The organism is Pseudoalteromonas sp. HM-SA03, assembly GCF_002289345.1.
Lineage (GTDB): Bacteria > Pseudomonadota > Gammaproteobacteria > Enterobacterales > Alteromonadaceae > Pseudoalteromonas.
Genome location: NZ_NSDG01000007.1, coordinates 14,845 through 34,692 on the forward strand (window position 1 = coordinate 14,845; position 19,848 = coordinate 34,692).

16 protein-coding genes and 1 pseudogene are annotated in these 19,848 nt (G+C 43.3%); 7 read left to right on the forward strand and 10 right to left on the reverse strand.

Features of this window, described 5'->3' with window-relative positions; genetic code table 11:
• Positions 1–1,034: pseudogene (locus CKO50_RS01510) on the forward strand (IS3 family transposase); the annotation flags it as partial.
• Between the two features lie 25 nt (positions 1,035–1,059).
• Positions 1,060–1,374 (forward strand): hypothetical protein, encoded by a 315-nt coding sequence (locus tag CKO50_RS23870; RefSeq protein ID WP_095726725.1) that lies wholly within the window; start codon positions 1,060–1,062, stop codon positions 1,372–1,374.
• A gap of 101 nt (positions 1,375–1,475) precedes the next feature.
• Here CKO50_RS23870 and CKO50_RS01520 read toward each other — a convergent pair whose 3' ends face one another.
• The 8 genes from CKO50_RS01520 to CKO50_RS01555 all read right to left on the reverse strand — a co-directional run bounded on the left by CKO50_RS01520 (position 1,476) and on the right by CKO50_RS01555 (position 9,110).
• A complete protein-coding gene (locus tag CKO50_RS01520; RefSeq protein WP_095726726.1) occupies positions 1,476–2,012 on the reverse strand; it encodes a hypothetical protein in 537 nt (178 codons plus the stop codon).
• Positions 2,013–2,304: 292 nt separating this feature from the next.
• Positions 2,305–3,540: an ABC transporter permease gene (locus CKO50_RS01525; RefSeq protein ID WP_095726727.1), complete on the reverse strand. Its 1,236-nt coding sequence runs from the start codon at positions 3,538–3,540 to the stop codon at positions 2,305–2,307.
• Complete coding sequence (locus tag CKO50_RS01530) at positions 3,540–4,730, reverse strand: efflux RND transporter periplasmic adaptor subunit (protein ID WP_095726728.1); 1,191 nt, start codon at positions 4,728–4,730, stop codon at positions 3,540–3,542. Before CKO50_RS01530 ends, CKO50_RS01525 begins: the two co-directional genes overlap by 1 nt.
• Positions 4,727–5,881, reverse strand: coding sequence for an efflux RND transporter periplasmic adaptor subunit (locus CKO50_RS01535; protein ID WP_095726729.1), 1,155 nt, complete (start codon positions 5,879–5,881; stop codon positions 4,727–4,729). Before CKO50_RS01535 ends, CKO50_RS01530 begins: the two co-directional genes overlap by 4 nt.
• The gene (locus CKO50_RS01540; RefSeq protein WP_095726730.1) at positions 5,871–6,821 is read right to left on the reverse strand and encodes an HlyD family secretion protein; all 951 of its coding nucleotides are present in this window, start codon (positions 6,819–6,821) and stop codon (positions 5,871–5,873) included. Before CKO50_RS01540 ends, CKO50_RS01535 begins: the two co-directional genes overlap by 11 nt.
• Positions 6,803–7,489: an ABC transporter ATP-binding protein gene (locus CKO50_RS01545; protein WP_095726731.1), complete on the reverse strand. Its 687-nt coding sequence runs from the start codon at positions 7,487–7,489 to the stop codon at positions 6,803–6,805. The genes CKO50_RS01540 and CKO50_RS01545 overlap by 19 nt, the downstream gene beginning before the upstream one ends.
• Before the next feature lie 212 nt (positions 7,490–7,701).
• The gene (locus CKO50_RS01550) at positions 7,702–8,154 is read right to left on the reverse strand and encodes an NfeD family protein (protein WP_095726732.1); all 453 of its coding nucleotides are present in this window, start codon (positions 8,152–8,154) and stop codon (positions 7,702–7,704) included.
• Between the two features lie 5 nt (positions 8,155–8,159).
• A complete protein-coding gene (locus CKO50_RS01555) occupies positions 8,160–9,110 on the reverse strand; it encodes an SPFH domain-containing protein (protein ID WP_095726733.1) in 951 nt (316 codons plus the stop codon).
• A gap of 320 nt (positions 9,111–9,430) precedes the next feature.
• Between CKO50_RS01555 and CKO50_RS01560 the strand changes: the two genes are divergently transcribed.
• On the forward strand, positions 9,431–10,306 hold the full coding sequence (locus tag CKO50_RS01560) for a hypothetical protein (RefSeq protein WP_255228958.1): 876 nt from the start codon (positions 9,431–9,433) through the stop codon (positions 10,304–10,306).
• A 45-nt stretch (positions 10,307–10,351) separates the two neighbouring features.
• Here the strand turns inward: CKO50_RS01560 and CKO50_RS01565 are convergent, their stop codons facing one another.
• Entirely contained in the window at positions 10,352–11,473 is a 1,122-nt protein-coding gene (locus CKO50_RS01565; RefSeq protein WP_095726735.1) for an alanine racemase, read from the reverse strand.
• A gap of 7 nt (positions 11,474–11,480) precedes the next feature.
• The gene (gene nudB / locus CKO50_RS01570; RefSeq protein WP_095726736.1) at positions 11,481–11,921 is read right to left on the reverse strand and encodes a dihydroneopterin triphosphate diphosphatase; all 441 of its coding nucleotides are present in this window, start codon (positions 11,919–11,921) and stop codon (positions 11,481–11,483) included.
• Positions 11,922–12,427: 506 nt separating this feature from the next.
• Between nudB and CKO50_RS01580 the strand changes: the two genes are divergently transcribed.
• The 4 genes from CKO50_RS01580 (at position 12,428) to CKO50_RS01595 (ending at position 19,752) form a co-directional block, all read left to right on the forward strand.
• Positions 12,428–14,149: a M6 family metalloprotease domain-containing protein gene (locus CKO50_RS01580; protein ID WP_255228961.1), complete on the forward strand. Its 1,722-nt coding sequence runs from the start codon at positions 12,428–12,430 to the stop codon at positions 14,147–14,149.
• 373 nt (positions 14,150–14,522) lie between these two features.
• Positions 14,523–15,821: a PAS domain-containing methyl-accepting chemotaxis protein gene (locus tag CKO50_RS25015; RefSeq protein WP_095726737.1), complete on the forward strand. Its 1,299-nt coding sequence runs from the start codon at positions 14,523–14,525 to the stop codon at positions 15,819–15,821.
• 600 nt (positions 15,822–16,421) lie between these two features.
• Positions 16,422–17,975, forward strand: a complete 1,554-nt coding sequence (locus tag CKO50_RS01590; RefSeq protein WP_095726738.1) for a CHRD domain-containing protein — start codon at positions 16,422–16,424, stop codon at positions 17,973–17,975.
• 400 nt (positions 17,976–18,375) lie between these two features.
• Complete coding sequence (locus tag CKO50_RS01595; RefSeq protein WP_095726739.1) at positions 18,376–19,752, forward strand: glycerophosphodiester phosphodiesterase family protein; 1,377 nt, start codon at positions 18,376–18,378, stop codon at positions 19,750–19,752.
• Positions 19,753–19,848 lie beyond the last annotated feature (96 nt).

Consider the following 19,848-nt stretch of genomic DNA (forward strand, 5'->3'; position numbering starts at 1 on the left):
GGAAGCTGAGTCAGGTATTCCTGTGCCAGAAATTTGCCGCAAACATGGTATCGGCCAAAGTACATTTTATAAATGGCGCTCAAAATATGGCGGGATGGAAGCTTCAGACGTTAAGCGACTTAAAGAGCTTGAAGAAGAAAACCGTAAGCTAAAAGATATGTTTGCAACGCTTAGCCTAAAGCACTCGATGCTTGAGGATATCATCGCAAAAAAGCTGTAANAAACAAGTAGACGCAGAGCTTGGGTAGAGCATTTAAGAGCTCAATTTAACGTCAGCGTCGCATTTGCTTGTGAAGTGGCAGGGTTAAGCCGCTCAGTTTTTTATTACAAACATAAACGACCGTCAGATGATGAAGTTATCGACGCATTACTTGAGCTGGTAGAGCGCCATCCTAGGTGGGGGTTGCCTAAGCTATTCAAAAGGCTTCGCAATAAAGGTAAGCCGTGGAATAAAAAGCGTGTTGAACGCGTTTACAACATGCTAAAACTAAACTTGAGACGTAAGGGAAAGCGCCGTGTTCCAACAAGAACACCTGAACCATTAAGTGCACCGACACAACATAATGAATCGTGGTCAATGGACTTTATGAGTGACGCATTAAGCTATGGACATCGTTTTAGAACACTGAATGTGCTGGATGATTTCAACCGACAAGCACTGGCGATTGAGGTCGATACAAGCTTAACTTCTGAACGAGTTATTAGAACNACTACAACAAATTATTGCTTGGCGAGGAAAACCAAAGCAGATTAGAGTGGACAATGGCCCAGAATTTACTTCAACGGCACTTGAAGATTGGGCAATGAAAAATGACATCAAGTTGGAATTTATAGAGCCAGGCAGTCCTTACCAGAATGGTTTTGTGGAAAGGTTTAACCGAAGTTATCGTGAAGAAGTGCTCGATTTATACTTGTTTGAGTCACTGCAAGAAGTACGTGAAATCACTGATGAGTGGTTAGATATTTATAATTATGAGCGACCTCATGATTCACTAGGCGATATGACACCAATTGGTTATCTTGAGGCTGCATAGAATTCTACGAAATAGCTGTACTAAATTGGGTGGAGTTACAGTTGCTCTACTCACAGAACAAAGCTGTTCAGTTTCAGAGGCAACTGCTTCTTTAGCAATCACCAAACTGGAAAGAAGATGCGCGAGCAGAGCTAAAACGGCTGAGAAAAGAAGTGAAAGCTCTCGAGATGGAGAAAGATATCTTAAAAAGGTCAGCGCCTTCTTGCCTGAGAAAAATGTAAGAAAAGCTCATACGTTAGAGGAAGTAACCATCATTTTGGAATATAAGGTAAATTTTAATGCTGGTGGGTTTGCTATTTATTCCTTTGTTGGGAACTTTTGCGCACTATTGGTGAAATAAAATGAATGAGAAACGTTGTTTTGGGTTGCTTGATTAAAGGGGACTTGAACTGATAAAAAGTACCTAGCTGTTTTACAAGTACTAGGTACTTTTTATGATCTTTATTGAACGGTTACATTAATGTAGTTAGTGACAAAGGGCGATATCTCAATAGTTCCTGTCGCGTATACATCTTTACCCACATCTTCACCTTCAATTTTTATATAGTATTGTCCGGCTGGGATAACAATATCAGTGTAGTAATGTGTACCAAAGTGAATTGAATCGCCTTTTACTAACCAGCCCTCGGGCGAAACTTCGTATAAATAGCCTTCGCACTTTATTTTGCCAATTCGCGGATGTTTGCATTCGTTAAACTTAAGTCTGGTTTTTCCACTTGGGTTTTTTGCCGTTTTTACAAATGCAAATGAGCCATAGTCTCGAGCTGTTTTCGTTGCTTGATGAGGCCACACTTTTTCTTTGTTGACAGAATAATCGTTACTAGAACCACTACTCGTTGCTGAAACAACGGTCCCTGAACTGCCAAAAATACCATTAATAGCGCCGTCTACACCGTCATTAACGACGCGGTTGATATCATTACTTTTACAAGCAGTGAGAGAGGCGAGAGAAAGCGCGATAAGCGTTACTTTTTTCATTATTTATCCTTGAAGTTCCATTCTCAGCAGCATTTTACTGTGTCAGCGATTTTTGCAAAGCTTAGCTAGTTAACTATTTATTTAGCCGAAAACCAACACAAGTCATACGAGCACTTAGTGCTCCAATAATGCTTCCTGTTATTTTTGAGTTAAATCGGATAAAAGTTTACCTTGTGACGAAAAAAAGTCCAACAAAAAGCATGCTATATAATGACTTTGGTTATAAAACAGCATGAGAAAAAGTAATTTAGGTTTAAATATAAAGGGTGGGCATTACAGCCCTCCAAGTTGATTAGTCACTTTGCAGTGCTTCGATAGGGTCAAGCTTTGATGCCTTAATGGCTGGGTATACCCCAAATGTTAAACCGACTAAGGCACAAATACTAAAAGATAGGAAAATCGCGTTTAAAGACCAAGACACCGCCCAGTTTGAGTAAAATGCAATTATCTCTGAAAGTAAAATACCAAACACCACACCGAGTAGTCCGCCTAATATCGAGATGGTAAAGCTCTCAGTAATAAACTGGACTTGAATATTTTTCCGAGTGGCGCCTATTGCGCGTAATAGGCCAATTTCTTTGGTTCGTTCGAGTACGGTTGCGAGCATGATATTCATAATACCAATACCACCAACAAGGAGTGATATACCCGCAACGCAAGACATCACCATATTAAAAATGGCCTGCGTTTGCTTTTGCTGAGCAAGCAAAGCGGCGGGAATGGTTAGCCTATAGTCATCGATATCGCTATGGCGATTGGTTAATATGTTAGTGATAGCTTGAGATGCCAAAATTGGACTCTGAGATTTGTCGATGGCGAGTTTCAGTTCGGTAACCTCTGGTTCAAGTAATCCTTTATTAAAGCGATGGATGGCGGTTGTTAGCGGAACAAAAATACGGCTTTGTTCACCTCCTAGAGCAACGCCTTGGAACTCCTTTTTGTTTAGGTGCGGTGCTTGCAAAATGCCAACAACCTCAAACCATAAATGGTTAATTTTTACTTGTTGACCAACAGCGCTCCCGAGGGGAAAGAGGGTTTTTGCGGTATTTGCGCCGAGCAACGCAACCTGCCGATATTCCTTGCTATCTTCAGCATTTAGCAGGCGACCCGCTGCGAGTTCATAATGCGCAAGGCTAAAATAGTTTGCTGTTACGCCCGTGGCTTCTCCTTCGAAGCTGCCGAATTCGCTAAATATCTGGTAGGTATCCACCAGTCGTTCAGCCGAAAAGTCGGTCACAAAGGGCAGGGCGTCGACAATCACTTGGCCGTCTAATAGATTAAGACCTTGCGAGTGTTTTCGTTGTTCCTTTAGGTCATTATCTTCAATGTCCTTGGCGCTGACAATAACATTATTGATCCCCATAGAATCGATCATTTTAAGCGCTTCTCGTTCAGCACCTTCACCGATGTTTAACATAGCAATAACGGCACCCACACCAAAAATCATCCCGAGCAAGGTCAATAGGGTTCTGAGCTTATGCTGCTTTAATTGCACAATGGCGTCGGTAAATAAATCTAAATATTTCATTACATTTCCTTATTCGCGACAAGTGCAATTTGTTGCTTGGGAGATAAACCTGCCAATACTTCAGTATGGCTTAGGTTGCTTTGGCCTAACTCCACTTTTACGCGTTTAAACTGGCTACCGTCTTTAACTTGAACAAAAAATGCGTTGTTATCATTGATCACGCTATGTTTAGGCACGAGTAACGCTTGTTTATTTTCTTGGACAAATACCGTAGCGAGTACTTTATTGCCCGGCTTGAAGTGGGCTGGAGTCTCATCAAGGCTGGCGATGATCTCATAGTATTTTTGTGGATCTCCGCGGCGAATAGATTGTGGGTAAGGTGATACCTTCGTGACTTTACCATCAAAGCGCTCATCGCTATTGGAGAGCAGGGTAAACTCAACATTTTGGCCAATCGCAAGGCCAAGCGCTTCTTTTTCATGAACGAAAAGTTTAGCTTGCAGGGATGAAATATCTGGTAACCCCCCGATTTTTTGCCCAGGCCATAGTGCTTGTCCTGATTTGGGTTTTTCTCCACGCCAATCGGCGCTGAGGGTAAGTAAGCCGTCATGTGGCGCGATGACTTCAAGACCTGCTAAGTTTGCATTGTACATTGCAATTTTACTTTCGTGTTGTTTTGACTGCAGCTTTAACAGTTCCATTTCTCCAAGAGCAGAAGACGAAAACTGCTCTGTCTGCCAGCCAAAATAAGCCTCCTTTGCATTGAGATATTCAACATTTTGCATTTGATCTAAAATGTCGAGCTTTGAGCGGATCCGTTCATCGTCAACTGAAAAGGTTTCGGCAAAGTGTTTCTCTTCACTGACAATAACCTTGTCGCTATCCAAATGGGACTTTCTCGTGGTTAAATCACTATCGGTGACGGTAATGTCTTGTGCGACTTTGCCTTTGTCGAATTCACTAAAGCGTTTTCGTCTTTCTAATTGGCTGCCATCGAAGCGGGCAATAACATCGCCTTTTTTCACCTGAGTGTACTCAGGCATAATCCATGCGAGCGTCTGAGCCCCTCTCGCTGAGGTAGGCGCGGATATGACGGTTTCACTTGCGGCTTCTAATTCGCCTTCTGCCTCCACTGTGATCGAAAATGGCTTCGACTCTACGGTATATAGTAGTTGCGCTGGCTGCTCAGGTGCTTCTTGGCAACCAAGTAACCAAAGTGGGACAATGACTGCGAGTAATGTTTTCTTCATAGCTTTACCTCCGCGCCTTGACTAATTCCAGAAGAAATTACAGCAAGCGTTGGTGTGGTATAAGAGACGGTGACTTCTTTCTCTCCGCTATTTGTGTCTATAAACACTTTACCGGCACTTTGTTTTAAGGCGCTCAATGGCACGGTTAAGGCGTTATCGAGTTGTGCTGTCACTATCTCTACACGAGCGCTCAAGCCTGGCCGCAGCTTTTCAGTATCGACTTTGTCGAGCTCAATAATGGCGTCAACAATACGGCTTTTATCTTGATGCGACTTTTCCCTAAAGGCTTTTCCTATTTCAATGAGTGTCCCACCGATAACATAGCCGTCGGCACTGTCTATGGTAACTTTGACCTTCTGCCCCAATGTAATCCGTCCAAAATCGGCTTCTTTAATTTGTGCTTTTACCTGCATTTGTTCAATAACTGATAGCTCAACAACAGGTTGACCAAATTGCATGGATTCACCAATACTGGGCTTTTCACCTTCCCAGTTTGCTCGATATGCAACTAACCCATCCATAGGTGCTTTTACTTGTAAACGCTCTATATCACGTTTTAGCTCTTTCACTTCAGCATCCATTCGTGCAACCTTACTTCTTGCCATTTGGATACTCAGCTCTTTGTTGTCTAGATGAAAGGCGAGTTTACTGCGGGCAAGCTCTAAATCATTGGTTGCAATGGTGAAATCGATTTGCGCTTTTTTACGATCATTGTCTGAGCGTGAGTTATCTACTATTTCTGCGCGGCGTTTTGCTTTATCGAAGTTCATTTTTGCTTCAGCCAGTGCGAGTTTGTATTCTTCTTCTTGCTTCTCGACTTGAGCTTGTTTATTTTCTAGCTCTTTTCTTGCTTGGCTTAGCTTCGAATTGTACTCCATCAAGCGATCTCTTACGGTCTGATCGTCAAACGATACGACGATTTGGCCTTTCTGAACCGAGGTGTTTTCAGGCATTAACTGTTTTATCTTGTACTGCCACATACGCTTGATTGAGGGGGGAGCTATCAACGCTCGGCTTTTTGATTCCAATTCACCATTCGCTTCTACTGTGATAGTGATTGGCTGTGCCTTAACGATATGTATATCGCTAGGGGCCTGGCTACAGCCGAGTAAATAGAGTGGAATGATGATTGCCAGTAACTTAACTTTCATTTTTCGCTCCTGGCAAAGTGATGCTTCCGCTCATGCCTGGTAGTAGTGGCAAATCGGTGTTGAATGTAAATTTAGCTCGGTAATACATGCCTTGACCCCAGTCTTGGCGCTTTTCAGGTTGTGTTGATAGCTCAGTGAGCCTACTAGGCGTTGATGAGGAGCGAAAGGCGTCAAACTTTAAATCGGCGGTTTGACCCTCTTTGATACCAATAGCATCTACTTCATGGATCCATGCTTCTAGATACAGACCCGCTGTAGAAGGGATTTCTGCTACTTTCCAACCCGGTTGTACAGTTGCGCCAGCAAACAACTTGCTGCCATTCCAAGGGTGATCAGCATACAGAATAGGGCCGCTATTACTGGCCGTTAGACTCATTTTTTCCAGCTGCCCGTGGTTGTGGGTGAGGCTTGCTTCTAACCGCTTTATTTCCAGTTGCTGTTTCTGAGTATTTGCTTTTGCTTCAGTCTCAGCCTTGCTTAAACTTATTTCGGCTTTATGGTTTTCGATAATCGCTTTTTCTAATGTCAGCTGATGTTGCTCGTAGTCGTAGGTGCTGATATTGGCTCTTGGCACGCTAGCATCTATTTTAGCTCTTTCTACGAGCAAAATAGTTCTTTTCAACTGAAACTGAGCTTCGAGTATCTTTTGGGCACCGTCTTGCTCAATTCGTTTGTACTCATCTTTTGCAGCATCAAGTGCAACTTTATCTTGGTCGATTGAGGTTGCGATAGAGCCAGAATCGTAGACAACCACAATATCACCTTTGTTGGCAACTTCTCCCTCGGGCTGCATCCACTGGATTTGAGTCTTCCAAGAGTCGCTCATCGGTGCGTGAAAGACCTGAGTTTCACCAGCTTTAATAAGACCTGAGACGATAATTGGTTTGGCAAAAGCCTGCAAAGAGGTGAGTAGGGCGATGCTTATGATATAGCTGCGCATTGGCTATCCTCCACTTTCTCGCCATCTTTCATTTTGATGATACGCTCGGCATATGCTGCAATATCGTCTTCGTGCGTTACCATTACAATAGTGTGGCCTTGCTGGTGTAGCTGGCACAGTAATTCCATGATTTCATGTGAGGTTTTACTATCTAAGTTACCTGTTGGTTCATCGGCAAAAATGACTTTTGGCTCATTAATGAGCGCTCGTGCAATGGCAACACGTTGGCGTTGTCCGCCAGACATTTCGAAGGGTTTATGATGTGCTCTGCTATCAAGGCCTACTTTTTTTAGCATGGCAAGTCCGCGACTCTTTGCCTCTGATGGCGAAGTCTCAGTGTACCTGAGTGGTAAGATGACATTTTCTAGTGCGGTCAGGCGAGTAAGTAGATGGAATGTTTGAAAGATAAAACCAATTTTTTGGTTTCTAATTTGTGATAAGGCTTCATCTTCTACGGCTTGAATTTCTTGATTGGCAAGATAATAAGTGCCAGAGGTTGGAGAGTCTAAGCAACCAAGAATATTCATTAATGTGGATTTTCCGGAGCCAGAAGACCCCATCACTGCGACAAATTCACCTTCCCTTACTTCTAGAGAAACCGATTTTAGTGCATGCACTTGGGTTTCTCCGTTTCCGTAAACGCGGCTTAAGTTTTCGACCCGGATCATTATAGGTTTTAATCCCTTGTTTTTATTATGTTTTATTTGTGGTTCAGAGGTGTTTAACCTTGTACCTAAATTTGAGTGTAACTGTTGTACAGGATAGAGTAAACCGAGAAGGTATTAGACGAAAAGGGATTAAGGTAAAAAGTTGTTTCTGAATACAGAGAGTTGTTGAAAATGCCTAACAACATTTGCTGCTAGGCACTGTGTTCACAAGGCTAGTTTGGCTCTATCCAAAACGCTCCAACCTCTTTTTTAACCACTTTAACTTCCGTTCCTGCGGTAATGGGTTGTTTGCTTTTTAATTGCCACGCAATACCAGAATAGGTATGAAAAATACGACTATCCGCATTCAAGTCCTTTTCTAAAGTAAAGGTAAGCTCAGCAAAATCACTGGTTACTTCTTTATCGTCAGTGACATCTTGCATACGTCTTAGTGGTTTCCATAAAAACACCGCCAGTAATGTCGTGACTAACGCATTAAACCAAAGTGCAGTTAGCCAAGTTTGATCAAGCATACCTGCGTACATTAGGCCGCCGCTTATCACCAACGATAGACCTAAAAAAAACAATACAAAGGTCGCAAAACCAAGCACAGCAACCTCAACGATTAGGCAAGCAATTCCTAGTACTACTAAGGTTTGTGCTAAGTGCTCAAGTAAAAAGGCCATAGGCGTTACCCTTGCTTTTTATTCAATGTGTTAATAATAGACATGCCTTGTGCGACAAGCGAGCTTGCATCAGTGCCACTTTCTGGCAGCAATACCACAGAAGATTCTTTGGCTATTGCTTCTTTTGCCGCAATGGCCTTTGTTGCTAAGTCAAGCTGGATGGCTTTTTGACCTTCTTCGGTATTTGCGGCTTCACCGACTTTACGTAAGGCTTCAGCTTGTGCGTCTGCAACGGCGATAATCGCTTTTGCTTCACCTTCGGCGCTTAGGATCTGCTCTGCTTTTTCGGCTTCAGCTGCAAGCACCTGTGCTTGCTTTTTACCTTCCGCGACGTTGATTGCGGCTTGGCGGTCACCCTCTGACTCTAATATTTGAGCTCGTTTCACACGCTCAGCCTTCATTTGTGCTTCCATTGCTTCCATTACAGAGTTTGGTGGCACAATATCTTTAATCTCGTAGCGCAGTACTTGAATGCCCCACGGATCAGAAGCTGAGTTGATGGCGGCGACGATGTTGGTGTTAAGCAAATCTCGTTCTTCAAAGGTTTTATCCAACTCCATTTTGCCCAATTCACTACGCATGGTAGTTTGCGCGAGCTGAGTTACCGCGAAGATATAATCGTCAACACCGTAAGTCGCTTTATACGGATCTAAAACCCTAAAATAGAGTACACCATCGACAATCAATGAAATATTGTCTTTTGTTATGGCTGATTGAGATGGTACATCAACGGCTTGCTCTTTTAGGCTCCTATCGGCCGCTACGCGGTCGATAAATGGCAGAATAAAGTTAAGGCCGGCCTCTTTAGTGGATTGATACTTACCGAAACGTTCAATAATCCACGCACGGTTCTGCGGGACAAATTTGATACTCCCTTTTAGTACCACAATGACGAAAATCAATAAAAACGCTTGAATGGTAAAAAGGTAATCAAAAATAAGTGTGACTGGATCCATGTTAGCTCTCCTACTACATAAGAATTGTTCGCATCAAATGCATGTTCCCAATATAGATGAAGCATTTGTTAATTACTATAAATAAATTCATTCTGAGATATGTCGATGCTAATCATGCCTGAATGATTGTCAGTACTACCTATCTATATCAGTGCAGCTTTTGCTCACTTTCGAAATAGCACGCTAATACACTGAGAAGTGGCCGTCACTTTGTAAAATTTGGCACAAGGGGTAGGTTTTACATTTGTAACATCCTCAACTAAATTTAGTTAAGGAGGTTTCAAACTCAGGAATACTTTCGTTTACCGAGTGATTGAATAATGTTTATGATTTTTCTGAGACATCTATTTGTTGTTTTTAGTGTCGCTGTGAATACGAGTGTTGATGCAACCACGGTTCAGATATTCTTGGATGACGAAGAAGACCTCGCCATTTTGACGCAAAAAGCTAAACCTGAAAATATCGCGGGTGCAACCAACAAAATATTATTTGAACAATTAGACCTCTCAAACATTGAGTTTCTAGGAGCAAGTTATAAGCGGACATTACGCTCGATGTTGGAGCAAGATAAATCTGCTATTTGCACTCTTAACAAAGTAAAAACCACTTATCGTGAAAGAAACTTTCTGTTTAGCTTGCCAGTAAATTTTTATATCAGTAGACGTTTATATAAGCATGCTGATTCTGCACCGCTGTCTAAGGAAGTGCTTAATAAAGAGGGAAATGTAGTTTCACTTATGCACTTGTTTAATGTATACAGGAGCAAGCTGATAGTAATTGCTGATGATCTATCATATGGACCTTTTCTAGATAAGCAATTAGCACAATTGGATAGTACAAATAAAGCGGTGCGAGGTGGTAGTAATCATTATGAGACTGTACATAGGATGTTTGAGTTGAAACGTGTGGATTTTTTACTGAGTTATCCCGTTGAAGTGATGCGATATGCCAAGAACAACCAAGATAAATATGAGTCCTATTTGATAGCGGACTCACCTCGGTTTATTTTTGGACATGTGATGTGTAATAAGACACAAGTAAGTAGACAACTGTTAGAGAGAATAAACCAGATACTTCTCAGCAATTACGATACCAAAGCGTTTTTACAGGCTCATGTAAATTATTTGCCAGCTCAGGAACATCGATCTATTCAGGAAGTGATAGAGCGCTACATTGGTCAACTCGGTTCAAACTAACGAATTAAGAATGCTCCTATTCCTGTGACGGGCGGTATTGCTATCCTACCACCCCCCAAATCTTGGCCAAAACTCGATGTCATCATGGCTTAACACATGATAGCCCGAGTGCTGGGCGGCTGTTGCACATGCATGATTTGGTAAAATACGTAGTAGGTCACCATGTTTTACGTCTGGTAAGGCGAAGCCAGGTTCACATTCAATAACACCATGTTCTTGATTTGCCGAGGTTACTTTGAGTCCAGGCAGTAAATTACCATCTTGATCACAAACGAGGCCATAGCCACAATCAAATGCTTGGCTCGCGGTACCTCTATCTCTGGAGAGCGCCATCCAGCCTGCGTCTATAAAGAGCTTATTTTCACTACGCTTGATACCTGTGACACGCGTTAACACACTTAGTGCAATATCTTCGATGTCGCATATGCCGATACCTGCCATAACAAGGTCAAAGAATGTATAGACCCCAGCTCGCACTTCAGTGATCCCATTTAGGTTTTGCGTTGACAGCGCCGTTGGGGTAGAGCCAATACTCAGCACTGTTGTGGTAATTCCAGCCTCTTCCAGCATGGAGGCAGCAGCGACAACAGCCGAGCGCTCTTTTTCAGCAAACTGTATTAGTTGCTCAGCTATGTTACACGCGTATGAGCCACCGGCATGCGTTAGTAACCCTCGATATAGACCACCGCTTTCCAATATTGTTGCGATGGTCACTATTTCTTTGTTTTTAGGGCTGAGCCCCGCGCGATGTCCGTCACAGTCTATTTCTATCAAACATGGAATAGTGCATTCATTTTCCGAGCAAAATTGAGAGACAAGCATAGCTTGCTCCATACTGTCTAGCAGTATGGTTAGGTTGACACCTTGATTGATTAGGGCAAGAACGCGTTGTAGCTTATCTTCTGTGATCCCCACTGCATAGGTGATATCGGTGTAACCTTGTGCAGCAAACGTTTCCGCTTCTTTTAGGGTGGAGACCGTACATCCCGCTTGTTTGTCAGCCAAAATATAGCTTGCGGCTACAATGGATTTTACCGTTTTCAAATGTGGACGAAGGGCCACATTAAAAGCATCAAGATGCTTTTCCATACGCGAAATGTTATGTAAAAAAGCAATTTTATCAACAACTAAACATGGTGTTTGTAAAGATTTTAATGTCGTAAACATAGCTCAATCATACTCCTATAAGTTCTATTTCCTGTCGATTGCTTGGAGACCAGACGCGTTCACAAGCGTGTGTTTTGTTAAGCCAAATAAAGTCTGTGTGTTCATCTTCAGCAAGTTTCACACTGATCCCTGACGGCACTTGGACACTAAAAACATGCTCAGTGTTTATGGTAACACCCGGCTCATAACGATGGCACCACTGTGGTCTTATAGTGTATTGATTCGTTTTGTTATGTGAGTGAATGGTGATCCCAAGCGCAGCTGCGTCAATACCAGTCTCTTCTTTTAACTCCCTATACGCGGTAGCGATTGGAGTTTCACCGGGATCTACTCCGCCAGTTACTGATTGCCAAAAGTGTTTATCGTCTGCTCTTTGTAATAGCAAAAACTCATTATGCTCGTTGTATATTACGACCAATACCGAAACGGGTTTACGTAGTGCCGACATGGTTTACATCAAATCAGGAACATGTGCTTTGAGTTTAACCAGTTGAGTTGTACTCGGCAATTGGTATAAAGCTTAGATGGTGAATTTTGGACAAAAAAAAGCAGGCCATCTGGCCTGCATAAAAACTCCAATAGCAACAAGCTGTGCCAAGGAAATCCCAATAATGCCAACATCCTAGTCGGCAAGCTCTACTTCTCGGGAGTTCAATTGTGACTTTAGGCACGCCTAGATACGCAGGTAAAAAGGTGCAGCCCCAAAGGAACGAGACCAATGCTAATGTAATGTTTGGTTCTTGTAAACTAAAAATTGAAAAAATAATTTAATAGAGCTTTTTTGCTCACTTTGAAATATAAAAGCTTCTAACATGATGAAATTTCAATTATTGTAACTATTTGTTATTTATCTAGTTGGTGAATTTTGTACCTTTAATGGTCTGAGGTTGTTGCAATTTTGTATCCCTTCTGTATGTTAACCAGTTGTACAACATGTAACCTTGGAAAGGAAAAATGAAATTAACATCAGCTATTATCGCAACGTCATTATTGGCAACCAGTGTCGCAGTGAACGCGGCTATACCTTATAAAAATGAACAGTACCAATTTACCCAACCAAATGGTGAGGTGATCACACTTATTCTTAATGGCAATACGTATTTTGCTCAGCAGCGTACACCTGATGGCGAGCTTGTGGTGTATGATGCCTCGCTTAAAGGCATGGCATACGCAGAAGTATCAGCCGATGGGGAGCAGCTTATATCAACAGGTAAGCTAGTGACCAAACGTAGCAAACAGGGCATACAACGCCGCTCAGTTACAACTGAGCGGCAAGGATTATCCTCTACTGCTATTGCAAAAAAGGTAAAAGCGGCACAGCGGGAAATGTTGGGCCAAAACCAAACTCTGCTAGATTTGGTACATACGCATCAGTTCGAGCGCAGTGACAATGCAATGACGTTGAATACTGAGATCAGCGGTCAAGTAAAAGGGTTAACCATCATCATTGATTTCCCTGATGAGCGCGGCACTATCACAAAAGCGCAAGTTGAGCGTTTTTTAAATGACCAAAATTATAATGAATTTGGTAACGCGCAGTCAGTAAGAGGATATTTTTCGTCGGTCTCTGGAGGCAAGCTTGATTATACCAATATGGTAACGGCTTATTACACCGCAAAGAAAAACAAAGCATATTATGCGGATAGCGCATTAAGCTCAACGGTACGCTCGCAAGAGCTCATAAAAGAAGCGCTAAATTGGCTTGAATTCCAACAAGGGTTTGATTTTAGTTCACTGACTACAAATAGTAGTGGGCAGATCCGAGGGCTAAATATTTTCTATGCTGGTAATTCTGATAGTGCGTGGTCTAAAGGTCTGTGGCCACATATGGCAAGACTCAGTCCTCGTTTTTGTGCTGATGGTGTGTGTACCGACCGCTATCAAATCACCGATATGGGAAATAGCCTTGCAATTGGCACCTTTGTACATGAGTCTGGTCACTTAATTACAAATTGGCCCGATCTTTATGATTATGACGGCAGCTCAGAGGGCTCTGTTGCAAGTTTTGGCGTTATGGGGTTTGGCGCGATTGGTGCTTCCAACCGTTTTAAGCCGACGCCACCTGTCGCACACTTTAGAGCCATAGCTGGTTGGGATACGGTAACTGAACTTAACCCAGCCGTAAATGCTAATGCCCCAACGGGAAGACTCAGCCATATTTCGGGCACTAATAGTTCATATAAATGGACCAACCCAAGCAATGCGAATGAAGCCTTTTACATTGAGGCTATTCACCAATCGGGACAAAACTCAGAGCAACTTGATTCTGGCTTGGCTATTTGGCACGTTGACTCCGCGGGCAATAACTCGAATGAATGGCATCCGTATATCCAAATGGAGCATGGTGATGCCAAGCGAGATCCCGAAAATGGCCGCAACCGTGGGGATAATGGCGATTTATTTGATGTGGCTGGAGAGTTTAGTGCCACACTGCCGAATGCGTTGAGTAGCAAAGGGACGAATGCGCTATGGTGGAATGGAAGCGACTCGGGCTTGTCCATCAGCAATATTTCTGATCCCGCTGCAGAGATCCAATTTACCGTGAGCGGTAGTACAACCCCACCACCAGCGGGAGATGTTTACACTGGATACTTAACGGACAAGCAACAAGCCATACAACCTGACGGCAGTTGGTTTCNACGGTGGCACAATAGCACTTACTTTAGAGGGACCTAGGAATGCAGACTTCGATTTAAAACTCGAAGCTTGGCAAGGTGGTGCATGGCAACAAGTTGCTATTTCGGAGACGCCGACCTCACAAGAGACAATTAACTATACGGCAAATTCAGGATACTACCGTATCTTGGTTTACTCATACAGCGGTGCAGGTGACTACCGTCTGACGGTACAGAAGTAGTTAACCAAAGCGCTGGTTAGTCAATACAATTGATATGATGTCAAGTCGCGTTGTTTTTGTGGTAAGCGCGCGGCTTGTTTTGGTGAATATGCTAGAGCGCTAAATTCCATTTTCTTATCTATAATTCATACTTTATTACCAAAACTATGCTAATAATGCAGTCATGCATATCGTTTTTTTATGGAATAGCTTATGAACTTCTTTCGAAAGTCAAATCAAGAAGTTGAAAATTTGACTGCTGAACTTAATCGTACTCGGGCATTACTTTCTGCGATTGATGAAGTGGTCGCAAAAATTGAATTTACACCCGATGGTCAAATAGCTGCAGTTAATCAACATTTTCTCGCTGTTGTGGGTTACACTGAGGCCGAAGTGATTGGGCAGCACCATCATATTTTTTGCCATAAGGACTATGTAAATTCTTCTGAATATCGCAGCTTCTGGGCAAGCCTTCAACGTGGCCAAGCTCAGTTTGGTCATTTTGAACGCTTTACCAAAAAAGGAGATGTGGTTTGGCTTGATGCTACCTATTTCCCAGTTGAAGAGAATGGCAAAGTCACCCGCATTGTTAAAATTGCGAATGACATCACAGTAGAAAAACTCACCATAAAAGCACAAGAAGCGATAGCTAACGCGCTAAACAAATCCATGGCGACGATAGAGTTTACACCAGAGGGTATTATTTTAGATGCGAATCAAAATTTCACGGCAACAGTGGGCTATAAACTCAGTGAGATTAAAGGTCAGCATCATCGAATTTTCTGTGACGACAGTTTTTATAAAGAGCAGCCTCATTTTTGGCAAGAGCTAGCAAAAGGCCAGCACAAAAGTGGTCGCTTTCATCGCTTAGGTAAACATGGCGAGGATATTTGGATTGAAGCAACGTATAACCCTATTTTTGATGAACATGGCAAAGTCATTAAAGTGATAAAGTTTGCGACAAATATCACGGCGCGGGTGCAAAAAGCCCAAAGAGTCGCACAAGCTGCCGAGGTTGCGCAGGTGACATCAGAGCAAACCGAGCAAATAGCAGCTCGTGCGAGCTTGCTGTTGCAAGAGTCAGTTAGTACTTCTGGACTTATTTCTAATCAAGTGCAAAGTGCAATGGCCGCAATAGCACAGCTTAATGAGCAGTCAAAAGGTATCTCGGCGATAGTGTCCACCATCAGCGCGATTGCGGAGCAAACCAATTTGTTAGCTCTTAATGCAGCGATAGAAGCCGCCAGAGCGGGCGAGCAGGGAAGAGGGTTTGCGGTGGTAGCCGATGAAGTAAGAAGCTTAGCTGCACGTACTTCGCAGTCGACCAGCGAAATTAATGAAGTGGTAAATCAGAACGAAGTGTTAACTAAAGAAGCCACTGCACTGATGAATACAGTGTCTGAAAGCACTGAGCTCGGTCTTGCACAAATCGATGAAGTGAATAAAGTAATGAATGAAATAAAGCAAGGCGCAGAAAACCTCACAAATACGGTCAAAGGATTGTCAGAATAACCTAAATATCGCGCGTAAAGCGCCTCCCACCAAGGGGTTGAGTATTTGGTCGGTGCGGGTTTACCCGCACTCCTATTTTTAATGATCACCGCGTAAAGCGCCTCCTTCCACCAAGGGCTCGAATATGTTGTGGGGGCGGATTCATCCCGCGCTCTTTTCATCAATAATCGCCGCGTAAAGCGTCTCCCATCAAGGGCTAGAATATGTTGCGGGGGCGGGTTCACCCCGCGCTCTTTTCATCAAGATCGGCGCATAGAGCGCGATAAGTGAGTGCTTAAACATAAAATATCCTGATTATTATTGTTAAAGCAGCTACTTAATCACAAAAATATGACTCTTATATGGCAATGAGGTTTCACAATTATTGTGAGAAATTCATTGATATCACTGAGCTGGAAGTAATGCCATTCAAGCGTTAGTACCATCGGTATCAAAGGGTGAACAGGCAAAAGTTGGTATTGCGGTTGGTGCAATTAGGTACAGACAAAAAATATACAATAATTTTGCAAGTTTGATGAACTTTTATTCAAAACTGTTCGTAAGGGTTAGCTATGGGTGACAAAAGTCATTCTTTTTAACCGAGTCTACAGGATGAGTATAATGAAAAAGTTTATAGTAAGTGCCAGCTTCATGCTTCTTATGGCATGCAGCGATAATGACGATAACGATACTGTTACACCTCCGCCACCGCCGCCAGCCCAAGAGTTTTCAGCGACTAAGACCTTTGAATTGATGTTATCAGGAAAGCAAGAAGTGCCGATGAATACGTCAATGCAAACCGCTTCCGCAACAGTTGAGCTTGATGAAAATCTGATGCAACTCAGAGCAACACTCGACTACAGCAACGTCGAAGGTTTTAGTGCTGCACATATTCACGATGGTGATTTGGGGGCGAATGGCGATGTGGCATTCGCCTTTGAAGCATCAGATGACAATAAAGTGAGTATTCCGATCACAGATCTGTCTGAGGATCTAATTGAGGATATGTTGGATGGTGATTGGTATATTAATCTACACACCGAAGCCTTTCCAAACGGCGAGTTACGCGCTCAGATTGTGCCTGACACGGTAAGCGTGATCACGTTCAAATTAGATGGCTCACAACAGGTGCCAATGAATGAAAGTAGTGCCATGGGGTATGGTTATGCGTCATACGACAGCACCGACGGCGAGCTTTACCTTCGCGCGGTGACTATGGGCGTTGATGGTGCCACTGCTGCACATATTCACACTGGCCGCATTGGTATGAACGGCGATGTGCTTGTGGTGTTAGAGCAGGACGACGAAGTAATGACAGATTGGGTAACTCCCGATGACACGATGATCGACGAAGCGACGTTGAATGTTTTGCTCTCGGGTGGACACTACGTCAATGTTCACACGCCAGAGCTAACAAATGGTGAGATCCGCGGCCAAATCCTGACGGACAATTACGCCGTTGCTACATTTGACTTATCCGGCAAACAGGAAGTGCCAGCAGTAGCAACAATGGCATCCGGTGATGGCTATGCCCTTGTTAACACTGATAACTATGAAGTAGAGCTCAGAGTTGTCACTAGCGGTGTTGAGGATGCAACGGCGGCACATATTCATACCGGTCGGATCGGCATGAATGGTGATGTTTTAGTTGGCCTTGAGCAAAGCACCGATGATATGAATGTATGGATGACGCCAGACAACACCATGATCAATGCTGAGATTTTTGCAGTGCTCGCATCGGGTGGTCACTATGTTAATGTGCATACACCAGCAAATGCGAGTGGTGAACTACGTGGCCAGATCCTCACTGACAACTACACTTTGGTAGCGTTTCCATTGAGTGGCGAGCAAGAAGTCCCAGCCGTTACAACCACAGCTACTGGTAGTGGATATGCTTTGGTAAATCGAAACGGCTTCGACCTTGAATTACAAGTCCTCACCTCAGGTGTTGCCGATGCAACGGCTGCGCATATACACACTGGTATTGCTGGTGAAAACGGCCCTGTTTTACTAACGTTAATGCAAGATAGTAGTGATGCCAATCGCTGGATGGCTCCGGCCAATGCAGCATTGACAGCGGAAATATTTGCGATTCTGACTGGCGGTGGTCACTACGTGAATGTGCATACACCAGCAAATCCAAGTGGTGAGTTAAGAGGCCAAATAGTTAATTAACCTGAGGTTTGGATAAGGAATGTTCCAACTCATTGTTTCTAAAGAACAGCTTAGTTTTTTCCTTCTCTAGCCAGAGAGTTTTAGGGAAAACAAGGCGAATTTACGCACCAATAGCTGGCTATTGGAAGTGAATTCANACGCAGTTAGCGCTAAAACTGGCTGCTAGAAAGGCATTAATTATCCGCAGCTCAGGTTAATTAATCGCTTAGGTAATTATCTCGCATCTAAGAGTCTGTTAACTGCAGGCTCTTTTTCTTTATATTCAAATTACACAACCATTATCCAGTCAGGGGAGTTATATTTAGTTAAAAATATGTAACCAAAAAATCATGATTTGTTCCCGTAATCGTAATACAAAGCGTCTAGCGTAAGCCTTCTTTAAAATAATAATGGTATTACAATGAATAAGATAAGCGTTTGTTCTGCGATCGTAGCCGCATTATTACTGAGTGCATGTGATGATGATTCTGTGGAGGTTGTGCAGGTTGAAAAGCCGGTGATCACAACGGAGACTGAAATAAAAGTCGTTGAAGTTCCGGTAATTGTGGAAGTGCCAGCAGGTAGCGCAAGTGCCATGCAAGTGGGCACACGGCCGGATTTCTTGATTCAAGATATGGAAGACAGTGCACTCAAAACTAAGCTTGAGCAGTGTGCTAACGGACCTTTTTATAAAACAGACTTTTCAATTGGACACCGTGGTGCGCCAATGCAGTTTCCTGAACACACCAAAGAATCTTATATTGCGGCAGCTAAAATGGGTGCTGGGATTTTAGAGTGTGACGTTGCTTTTACCAAAGACAAAGAGCTGGTTTGTCGCCATTCACAATGTGATTTACACACTACAACAAATATTTTAGCAACGGATTTAGGCCAAAAATGTACAACACCATTTGTACCAGGCGATCCTGAAAATGGAATTGCAGCCCAAGCTATGTGTTGTACCAGCGACATTACTTTGGCTGAGTTTAAGACATTAAAAGGTAAAATGGATGCCGCGAACTCAATGGCTACAACTGTAGCGGAATATATGGATGGCACGGCAAATTGGCGCACCGATTTATATGCGAGCCGTGGCACTTTAATGACCCATGCCCAGAGTATTGAGTTATTTAAAAGTTTAGGCGTGAAAATGACGCCAGAGCTGAAGACTCCGTCTGTCGCCATGCCTTTTGACGGTTTTACACAAGAAGCCTACGCACAAAAAATGATCGACGAGTATAAAGCTGCAAATGTAGATCCAAAAAATGTCTGGGCGCAGTCATTTAATCGGGACGATGTCGTCTATTGGATAAAAGAAAATCCCGAGTTTGGTGCACAGGCTGTGTATTTGGACGACAGATACGAAGCGCAAGCAGTAGACAACGAAACCATGGTATCAGCAGAGCAAATCGTGCATAACCCAGAGCTTTTGTCGCCAACGATGGAAGAGCTTGCAGCGGATGGTGTTAACATTATCGCACCACCTCTTTGGATGTTATTAACCGAAGAAGGGGGGAAAATCGTTCCCTCACCGTATGCCAAAGCTGCAAAATCCGCAGGGCTTGGGATCATCACTTGGACACTTGAGCGCTCTGGTCACCTAGCCAGCGGCGGTGGTTGGTACTATCAAAGCATCAACGGCAGTCTGTCAGGTGAGGCGATGATAGCTAATGATGGGGATACCTTTGAAGTGCTAGATGTATTGGCCAAAGATGTTGGCGTAATCGGCGTATTCTCTGATTGGCCAGCAACGACCACCTATTATGCAAGCTGCATGGGCATGCCTGCCAGTATTTAAGCGGTGTTAATTGTGGTAGGAGTTGGCTTATTCGGTGATCGTTGTCTCCAATGATAGCCGCCAAAAGCGGCTCCCACCAAGAGTTTGAGTATATGG